The organism is Phytobacter sp. V69 (assembly GCF_965644215.1).
In the GTDB taxonomy this organism is placed as follows: Bacteria; Pseudomonadota; Gammaproteobacteria; order Enterobacterales; family Enterobacteriaceae; genus Phytobacter.
Genome location: NZ_CBFFRL010000235.1, coordinates 1 through 6209, shown reverse-complemented (window position 1 = coordinate 6209; position 6209 = coordinate 1). Strand labels below are relative to the sequence as shown.

Sequence of the window (6209 nt, the reverse complement as noted above, 5' to 3'; positions counted from 1 at the left end):
CTGAGTGATCAGGTGGGTCAAATTACAACTGCTGTTGTTAAACAAAGGTGGGTCAAAGTTCGACTGCTGTTGACAGTCAGTGCTCACGATATGCGTATGGCGCTGTGGTTTTTTGAGTATGCGCTGGGGATGGCCGATGATATTGCGTCGCGCATTGGCCAGTACACGAAAGAGTATCTCGATAACATCACGCCGCCTTTCACTAAAGCCCTGTTTACCTATGTGAAAGAGGGCAAATACACCTTCTGTACGCCGGGCCACATGGCGGGCACGGCCTATCTGAAAAGCCCGGTTGGCTGCCTGTTTTATGATTTCTTTGGTGGTAACACGCTAAAAGCGGATGTTTCTATCTCGGTTACCGAGCTGGGTTCGCTGCTCGATCACAGCGGGCCGCACCTGGAGGCCGAGGAGTATATCGCCCGGACCTTTGGCGCGGAACAAAGCTATATGGTCACCAACGGCACCTCTACCTCCAATAAAATCGTTGGAATGTACGCCGCGCCGGTGGGCAGTACCTTGCTTATCGATCGCAACTGCCACAAATCGCTGGCCCACCTGTTGATGATGAGCGATGTCACGCCGCTGTGGCTGAAACCGGGGCGCAATGCGCTGGGGATTCTGGGCGGTATTCCGCGTCGTGAATTCACCCATGCCAGCATTGAACAAAAGATTGCGACAACGGCGGGTGCCACCTGGCCGGTACATGCGGTGATCACCAACTCCACCTACGATGGCCTGCTCTACAACACTGACTGGATTAAGAAGACGCTGGATGTGCCGTCCATCCATTTTGATTCCGCCTGGGTGCCATACACCAACTTTCATCCAATTTATGCCGGGAAGAGCGGCATGAGCGGTGAACGGGTGCCGGGAAAAGTGATCTTCGAAACGCAATCGACGCACAAAATGCTGGCGGCGTTTTCGCAGGCCTCGCTTATCCATGTGAAGGGTGAATATGACGAAGACACCTTTAACGAAGCGTTTATGATGCACACATCCACCTCGCCGAGCTATCCGCTGGTGGCCTCCATTGAAACCGCCGCGGCAATGCTGCGGGGAAATCCGGGTAAACGGCTGATTAACCGCTCGGTGGAACGTGCACTGCATTTCCGTAAAGAGGTGCAGCGGCTGAAAGATGAAGCCGACGGCTGGTTCTTCGATATCTGGCAGCCGGAAGAGATCGATGAGGCGGACTGCTGGGCGGTCGCGCCGGGGGAAAGCTGGCACGGTTTCCGCGACGCTGACGAAGATCATATGTTCCTCGACCCGGTTAAGGTCACCATCCTGACGCCCGGTATGGATGAGTCAGGCACGATGAGCGAAGAGGGGATCCCGGCGGCGCTGGTAGCGAAGTTTCTCGATGAGCGCGGCGTGGTGGTCGAAAAGACCAGCCCTTACAACCTGTTGTTCCTGTTCAGTATCGGGATCGACAAAACCCGGGCGATGGGGTTGCTGCGTGGGTTAATGGAGTTCAAACGCGCCTACGATCTCAATTTGCGGGTGAAGAACATGCTGCCGGATCTCTATGCCGAAGATCCTGATTTCTACCGCAATATGCGCATCCAGGATCTGGCGCAGGGTATCCACAAATTGATTCGCCAGCACGACCTGCCGCACCTGATGCTGCGGGCATTTGACGTACTGCCGGAAATGAAACTCACGCCGCATCAGGCCTGGCAACAGCAAATTCGCGGTGACGTCGAAACCATCGAACTGGAAAGACTTACCGGGCGTATCTCCGCCAACATGATCTTGCCTTACCCGCCGGGGGTGCCGCTCCTGATGCCTGGAGAGATGATCACCGAGGCGAGCCGCTCCGTGCTGGATTTCCTGTTAATGCTCTGCGCAATAGGGCGACACTATCCCGGTTTTGAAACGGATATTCATGGCGCGAAAAGGGGGGACGATGGCGTCTATTGGGTACGTGTCTTAAAAAGACCGTAGCCTCTTGCGGGTTACCTGCCACAACGGTAACGTGCGCAGAGACATAAAGGAGGCACTATGCTGGGTTTACAACAGATACACCACATCGCCATCATCGCGACGGATTATGTAAAGAGCAAAGCGTTCTATTGCGACATTCTGGGTTTTACGCTGCAAAGCGAGGTTTATCGTGAAGAGCGCGATTCATGGAAAGGGGACCTGGCGTTGAATGGCCAGTACGTTATTGAGCTGTTTTCGTTTCCCTTTCCACCTGCTCGTTCCAGCGGGCCGGAAGCCTGCGGATTACGTCATCTGGCATTCAGCGTTGCGGATATCGATAACGCGGTCGCTCACCTGCAGGCACACAATATTGCCTGCGAAGCTATCCGTGTGGATCCTTACACCGGCAAGCGTTTTACCTTTTTTAAAGACCCTGACAACCTGCCGCTGGAACTCTATCAGCAGTAAGCCTTGCCAGTCGCGGGAATGCCCGGTAACGTGCCGGGCATGATCTCTGTTTCGGTTAATGCCATGACCCTGCCATTGCTTTCCCAACTGCCAGCCGACCAACGCCAGTTTCTGGTGGCGTTCAGTGGCGGGCTGGATTCGACGGTACTATTGCACCGTCTGGTGCAATGGCGTCAGCAGCAGCCGGATATTTCCCTGCGCGCGATTCATGTTCACCATGGGCTAAGCCCCAATGCGGATGCCTGGGCTGCCCACTGCCAGCAGATCTGCGATGGCTGGCAGGTGCCGCTTGTTATTCATCGGGTACAACTGGTGGATGAAGGTCACGGGATTGAAGCGCAGGCCAGAAAAGCGCGCTACACGGCGTTTACTCAGGCGTTATTACCGGGTGAATCGCTCCTTACCGCCCAGCACCTGGACGATCAGAGCGAAACCTTTTTACTGGCACTCAAGCGAGGGAGCGGCCCGGCTGGCCTTGCGGGAATGCCGGAAACGCTGCCATTCGCCGGAACGATGCTCCTCAGGCCGTTGTTGCACGAAACGCGTCAGTCCCTGCTTCACTGGGCGCAACAGCATGGGCTGTCGTGGATTGAGGATGAGAGTAACGCTGATGATACTTACGACCGCAACTTCCTGCGCCTGCGAGTTCTGCCTGTATTAAATGCCCGCTGGCCGCATTTTTCCGATGCGGTGGCGCGCAGTGCGGCGTTGTGCGGTGAGCAGGAGCAACTGCTGGATGAGCTGCTGGCGGATGAGCTTGCGGCGGCGACGCACCGTGACGGCGGGCTGTCGATTGCGGCGCTGGACGCGTTAAGCGCGGTGCGCCGTGCCGCTATTTTACGCCGCTGGCTTTCCGCGCAGCAGGCACCGATGCCCTCGCGAGAGATGCTTGTCCGGGTCTGGCAAGAGGTGGCATTAGCCAGAGAGGACGCCACGCCGTGTTTGCGTCTTGGTGACCATGAAATTCGTCGCTATCAGGGCTATTTGTGGTGGGTGAAGGCGTTGGCAAGCCAGCGAGAAAACGTTCTGCCGTGGCCCGCACCCTTTTCGCCACTGACGTTGCCGGATGCGCTTGGTGTCTTATCGCTTGCGCCAGGTGATGAACTGAGAGCGCCGGGCGCTGACGAAGCGGTAACGGTACGCTTTCAGGCAGCGGGAACATGGCATATTCAGGGCCGTAACGGTGGGCGTAAGCTTAAAAAACTCTGGCAGGAACTGGGCGTCGCGCCCTGGCATCGGGATACAACGCCGCTGCTGTTTTATGGTGAATCGTTGATAGCTGCGGCGGGTGTGTTTGTCACGCTGGAGGGAAAAGCCGAGGACGGGCAGTCAGGTGTGCGGCTGACGTGGCAGAAGTAACGGGCAGTCAGCGCTGCCCGAAAAGTGCTGTCAGGATTCGCTCACCACGACGGTGCCGATTTCCGGATGGCTAAAGCTGGCAATTTTGTCGAGACGCAGTTCGCGCGTTGCACCTGCAATTTCAACAACCAAATATTCCACATTTTTGCGCGACACTAAATCGCTGGCTTTTGCCTGCAACACTTCGCCATCTTTCAGCTCGATCGCCAGTAAGAGATGATGCTGACAGGCGAGTTCCAGATTGTCATAGTCATCGCAATTAATGGGTTGGTAGGTATCATTCATTGACATAATCGCTCACCAGTAAGTTCGCGGCAGCATACGCCGCCTTTTCCCTGACCGACTCTGAAATGGTATCGTCCGAAGCCACTTCATTCAAAACTTTCAATACGCACCCCAGCGCATCCGGGATATACCCTAAGTCTCCGCTGGCAATTTCCGCATACCGCTGGCGGATTAACTCACAATAATTTCCCACACGTCCTCCTGTCAGCACCCTAGCTTTACTGTGAGATACCATTAAGCCTACGAAGATTAACTCTGTTTAGCAAGGTGACTATACCACAGCCGACTAACCATTATCAGAGTGATGAATTAACCACAGAGTAAGAGATAACAGCGCGTTATACCTTTATTCGCTACAATAGCCGCTGTTTTGCAAAGGAGGCGGTATGGCGCTCAAAGCAACAATTTATAAAGCTACTGTGAATGTGGCGGATTTAGACCGAAATCAGTTTCTCGATGCCACGTTAACGCTTGCCCGTCATCCTTCCGAGACGCAGGAACGCATGATGCTGCGCCTGCTGGCATGGCTGAAGTTTGCGGATGAGCGATTGCAGTTTACGCGTGGGCTCAGTGCGGAAGATGAGCCAGAGGCCTGGCTACGTAACGATCATCTGGGTATCGACCTGTGGATTGAGCTGGGATTACCCGATGAGCGGCGTATCAAAAAAGCCTGTAGCCAGTCTCAGAAGGTTGCGCTGTTTACCTATAACGACAGGGCTGCGCAAATCTGGTGGCAGCAGAATCAGACAAAACTCGCTGGCTTTAAGAACCTGAGCATCTGGTATCTTGATGATGAGCAGCTTGCCAAACTGAGTGAATTTGCGACACGAACCATGATGCTGCAAGCGATGATTCAGGATGGAACTATCTGGCTCAGTGATGCTCAAAACAATCTGGAAATTCAGCTTACTACCTGGCAGCACAACGAATGATCGAGATATCCCGTCAGGTGAGTATTCCTGATGAAGAGCTGGAGATTACCGCGATTCGCGCGCAGGGTGCGGGCGGGCAGCATGTGAATAAGGCCTCAACGGCGATTCATCTGCGTTTCGATATTCGTGCGTCCAGTTTGCCTGAATTTTATAAAGAGAAGCTGCTGGCCGCGACGCACCATCTCTTAACGGCCGAGGGCATCGTGATCATCAAGGCGCAGGAGTACCGTAGCCAGGAGATGAATCGCGAAGCGGCAATCGCCCGGCTGGTGGCGTTAATCAAAGAACTGACGGTGGTGCAGAAAAGCCGTCGGGCAACCCGTCCAACGCGGGCATCGAAAGAGCGGCGTCTGGCGGGAAAAGCGCAGAAGTCTTCTGTAAAAGCGCTACGTGGGAAGGTTCGTCGCCCGCAGGAGTGACGTACGAGACGAGAACTGTTCATAAGGAAGAAAGAGTGAATAAAGCGATTTTATCTTTGGCTGCGGCAATGACACTCTTTCCGCTGATGGGGTGCAACAACCGGGGAGACGTTGACACGGTGTCGCCCGTACGGGCTGAAAAGCTTAAGCCTATGCAACAGAGCTGGCGCGGTATTTTGCCGTGCGCGGATTGCGAAGGTATCGAAACCTCATTGTTCCTTGAAAAAGATGGCACCTGGGTGATGAATCAGGGCTATCAGGGCGGCAAAGCGCCGTCGAATTTTGCCTCCTACGGGCGGTGGGCGCGCACTGCCGACAAGCTGGTGCTGACGGATGCCAGCGGCGAGAAACTTTACTTCCATGCGAAGGGCAGTTCGCTGGAGATGCTGGATCGTGAAGGGAACCCGATTCGCTCACAGCTGAATTATGTCCTGCAGCCTGTCGCGGCGCCATTACCGACAACACCGATGGCGATGCGTGGCATGTATTCACGCATCGCTGGCGTGGCGGAGTTCGCCGATTGTATTACCGGCAAGCGGGTTGCGGTGAGCAACGATGCTCCGCTTGAACAGCAATATAAAGCTGCATCGGGGCAGGCTTCACAGCCGATTTTGCTGGAGGTTGAGGGGCACTTCACGCTACAGCCGAAAGTGGGCAGCGGTGTGATGGAGAAGGCGCTGGTGGCGGATAAGAACGCGAAGTTTATTGCCGGAAAAGATTGTAATCACAAATAGACTGTAATCACGAGTAAAAAACCACCTGCATAGCAGGTGGCATTGATAACGCCCCATAGGGGCGTACTCAGTCCAGACTCTGAGAGTCT

At 54.9% G+C, this 6209-nt stretch carries 8 protein-coding genes; 6 read left to right on the top strand and 2 right to left on the bottom strand.

Annotation, left to right across the window (positions count from 1 at the left end):
- The 3 genes from ACSZPU_RS22265 to tilS all read left to right on the top strand — a co-directional run.
- Positions 1–1944, top strand: a 1944-nt coding sequence (locus ACSZPU_RS22265; protein WP_499003240.1) for a lysine decarboxylase LdcC, incomplete at its 5' end; no start/stop codon positions are given.
- 57 nt (positions 1945–2001) lie between these two features.
- The gene (locus tag ACSZPU_RS22260) at positions 2002–2391 is read left to right on the top strand and encodes a VOC family protein (protein WP_499003239.1); all 390 of its coding nucleotides are present in this window, start codon (positions 2002–2004) and stop codon (positions 2389–2391) included.
- A gap of 63 nt (positions 2392–2454) precedes the next feature.
- Positions 2455–3750: a tRNA lysidine(34) synthetase TilS gene (tilS, locus tag ACSZPU_RS22255; RefSeq protein ID WP_499003241.1), complete on the top strand. Its 1296-nt coding sequence runs from the start codon at positions 2455–2457 to the stop codon at positions 3748–3750.
- Between the two features lie 30 nt (positions 3751–3780).
- On the opposite strand, the gene rof is transcribed toward tilS, so the two are convergent.
- Positions 3781–4041, bottom strand: a complete 261-nt coding sequence (rof, locus tag ACSZPU_RS22250) for a Rho-binding antiterminator (RefSeq protein WP_499003237.1) — start codon at positions 4039–4041, stop codon at positions 3781–3783.
- Positions 4028–4228 (bottom strand): YaeP family protein, encoded by a 201-nt coding sequence (locus ACSZPU_RS22245; RefSeq protein ID WP_499003235.1) that lies wholly within the window; start codon positions 4226–4228, stop codon positions 4028–4030. The genes rof and ACSZPU_RS22245 overlap by 14 nt, the downstream gene beginning before the upstream one ends.
- Positions 4229–4421: 193 nt before the next feature.
- Between ACSZPU_RS22245 and ACSZPU_RS22240 the strand changes: the two genes are divergently transcribed.
- From ACSZPU_RS22240 to nlpE, 3 genes are read left to right on the top strand one after another with little or no spacing between them, the layout of a single operon-like run.
- Complete coding sequence (locus tag ACSZPU_RS22240) at positions 4422–4967, top strand: YaeQ family protein (RefSeq protein WP_499003233.1); 546 nt, start codon at positions 4422–4424, stop codon at positions 4965–4967.
- A complete protein-coding gene (gene arfB / locus ACSZPU_RS22235) occupies positions 4964–5386 on the top strand; it encodes an alternative ribosome rescue aminoacyl-tRNA hydrolase ArfB (RefSeq protein ID WP_499003232.1) in 423 nt (140 codons plus the stop codon). Before ACSZPU_RS22240 ends, arfB begins: the two co-directional genes overlap by 4 nt.
- A gap of 35 nt (positions 5387–5421) precedes the next feature.
- Complete coding sequence (nlpE, locus tag ACSZPU_RS22230; protein WP_499003230.1) at positions 5422–6120, top strand: envelope stress response activation lipoprotein NlpE; 699 nt, start codon at positions 5422–5424, stop codon at positions 6118–6120.
- Positions 6121–6209: the final 89 nt, after the last annotated feature.